At 42.7% G+C, this 3062-nt stretch carries 2 protein-coding genes; both read right to left on the minus strand.

Annotated elements, in window-relative coordinates:
- Positions 1-863: 863 nt before the first annotated feature.
- Positions 864-1601 carry a foldase protein PrsA gene (locus IM462_RS14205; protein WP_287701057.1) on the minus strand — a complete coding sequence of 246 codons (738 nt, stop codon included), beginning with the start codon at positions 1599-1601 and terminating at the stop codon, positions 864-866.
- A 100-nt stretch (positions 1602-1701) separates the two neighbouring features.
- Positions 1702-2892 (minus strand): beta-barrel domain-containing protein, encoded by a 1191-nt coding sequence (locus tag IM462_RS14210; RefSeq protein WP_502845517.1) that lies wholly within the window; start codon positions 2890-2892, stop codon positions 1702-1704.
- Positions 2893-3062: the final 170 nt, after the last annotated feature.

Consider the following 3062-nt stretch of genomic DNA (forward strand, 5'->3'; position numbering starts at 1 on the left):
GGTCTTGGCTGTTTATATTTTAACCAATAAATTGCTGTATTGCAAGCATAGTGAGCTTTTAAAGATAAATTATTGTTTTATTGGTCAGCAATAATTGTCTGTTTTTTATTTAATTTTACATGACAAGTTCGGAAGAGCCAGAGTTTTTCTCCTTATGAAAGAAAGAAAGTATTTAACTGGAGACTAGGCTTGTATCACCTGTCTGCTTTAAGATTAAACGCTATCCAAATAGATTGCAACCCCTCGCAAAGGTTGTTTTAGAACATAAAAAAGCTAATTAAGTTTAATTTGGGGAAAAGAAATTAATGGAAAAACGAATTATTGGCTCTTCGTTACTTGTTATGGTTCGATAGGGGGGCATAAATCGACTAAATCCTTATCTGGCAAGAGACTTAATTGATTAGTTCGCTCTAAATAAAAAACAATTGACAAAAATCGCTAAATGCCTTTCTATATAAGGGTTCCATCCCTTATAACCCCTGTCCATTGCATAACACAAACCGAAGAGCCGAATTATTCTTCCAGCAGACTTTATACTAAACCCCTGTATTGACCCATGATACGTCGAACATAAATACTTGATTTATGTTCAAAATTCATAAAAAACCTAAAGTCACTGGTATGACTTTAGGCTTCTTGAAAAACAGCAGAAACTTTTATTGCCAGGGGAGCATCTCACTTATGCAAGTGAGTAATTATACTTATCGCTAAAACTTGCTTCTGGTAAGGCTTTCAAAATAGCTTGACATAAAACTTAATTTAGGAGTTACAAAGGTGAGATGCTCCCTATTGCGAGAAGAATTACACGCTAGTCTTAATTTTTATTTCAAGCTTGTAAGGTGGGCATAAACCCACCTCATATCTTACTCATTCACTAACTCGTATTTTATCTCTTGAATCTTCTCCTTTACCCAGCCGTCAAACAACTCGACACGGATTTGCAAAGCCAACTCCTCGGTTAACTTCGGCTTAACAATTTCCTCGACGAAAATCAGGTGAAAAGCTCGATCGCCTTGCAGCGGTTTCAACAATCGAGAAGAATCCGATGCGAAAATTGCGGCCGAAAGATTCGGTCGTAAATCCTTACGGTAAACAGTACCGCGATAACCTCCCTTGCGTCGTAATTCCACATCCTCGATATAGCGATGCGCTACTTCCTGAAAGCTGATTTCCTCCTCCTGAATCGATTCATACAACTCCTCCGCCATCGCCTGATCTGCTAACACCACCTCATAGATCACCGCGCCGGTATAATCTAGCTGGTGTTCCACAAAATAGGATTCAATTTTGTCTGCGAAAAGATGTTCGACTAATTTACCCGATAGTAAATTGAATTGAACGATCGCCTCGAAATCGTCTAGGGATAAGCCCTGTTTTTGCAACCAATTCCATGTATCTTTGGCGTTATGTAATCCTTTGGCGAGACGGAATTGATCGGCCGCCTGTTGTAACTCGTCAGTTGTGTTTTTAATCCCCGCTTCCGTGGCGGTTTCGGTGATGATTTTCCGAGCGATAATTCCCTCAACTATTTCGGGAACTTTCCCCGATAGCTTAAGCTGTTGGATAAGGTCTTGATTGGTGATGGTGATACTATGGGACATAATGACTCCTGAAACAGTTATGCGAAATTAATTTCCTAGTTGAGATAGGCAAGAGGGTTAGCGAGGAGTGTAAGTAATTTGGCTTCGATACCTAAAAAAACTAGAGTTTTAACCCGTCTTTTTGCAGATCCTTAAAGGGATCGAGGATGTAATCGATCACCCGACGCTGACGGACGATCGCTTCTGCGGTAGCCGTATCCCCCGGATTGAGGGGAATACATTGATTTCCCTTTTGAATACAGGAGCGATCGAGTTGAATTTCTAGCTCGAAAACGTTAATTTTTCCGTTTGGCGTTTCCTTTTCGATCGCTGTCGGTGATTTCTTGGTGATCTTGCCGCCGATAATGCCGTAATCCTGAAAAGGATAGGCATCGAACTTGACTTTTATCGGCATACCGGCGCGGAGAAATTGACTTTGATCCGTGGGCATTTCTGCCTTGAGAATAAACCGCGATCCTTTCGGTGCTATCTCCGCGATCCGCGTTCCCGACTGTACCACCGCACCCGCGCGTTTAATCGGTAATGAAAAGATCGTGCCGTCGGTGTTCGTCTTTAAAACCCTCTGACTTAGTTGGATTTGGAGCGCTTGCCGTTGGCTCTCGCTTTGGGCGATTTCCGATGCCAGTGTTCCGATCTCCGTTTCTAGATTTTTAATCTGCTCCTGTATCCTTAAGAGTGCCAACTCGTTGGAATGGCGGAGACTTTGATAACCCCGCTGCCGCTCCTGTAATTGCAGACGCGCTTGGGCGATATCCGCGCCCGTTTGTTGACTCGTCTGACGGTAGGCGCTTTCTAATTCCGCTAGTTTATGTTGATTTTCTTTTACCTCCGCTTTTCCCCGCTCGTAGAGTTGTTGGCGCTCCTTGGCATTATCCTCGCGCTCGATGAATTGTACCTGGGAGATTGCGCCATCCTCCCACGCTTTTCGGTAGCGATCGACTTCTTTTAAAGCCGTTTCATAACGACTTTTGAGAATCGGGTAATCGGTTTGACTGCGTGCGAGGGCGATTTTCGCTTGATTTACCCGCGCCTGTTGTTCTTCTAGGGATATTTTGGCCTTCTTGATTAATGCGTCCACATTCTCCCGCGCTTGTTCGATCGAGGCTTCTTTTTCCGCTGCTGCCGCGCGATTTTGTTGGCTTTGGGTGGTTAAAGAAATCTCTAACTGACTTTTGACAAGTTTCTGTTGGGAAAGACGGCTTTTTTGTCCTTCTATTTTCTCCTCGATTTGTTGTATTTCTTGGCCGATTAATAAGGAATCTAGGGTTAAAATCGGTTGTCCTGCTTTCACCTCTTGGCCTTCACGGACATAGATTTTTTCCCTGACAGGGGGACAAGCAAGCTGAAAAGCTTATGTAGCATGGAATACAGATACAGACTCCAAAAAAAGATAAGTCATATTTACCATATATGACCTAAATAACGAAAATGATAAGTGAACTATACCAGAAAGTGTTAGAA

The organism is Microcystis sp. M144S2, assembly GCF_020246065.1.
GTDB lineage: Bacteria > Cyanobacteriota > Cyanobacteriia > Cyanobacteriales > Microcystaceae > Microcystis > Microcystis ichthyoblabe_A.

Bases quoted from the DNA above. Each gene is read 5' to 3' on its own strand.
- IM462_RS14205 (WP_287701057.1), bottom strand. From the start codon at position 1,601: ATGTCCCATAGTATCACCATCACCAATCAAGACCTTATCCAACAGCTT.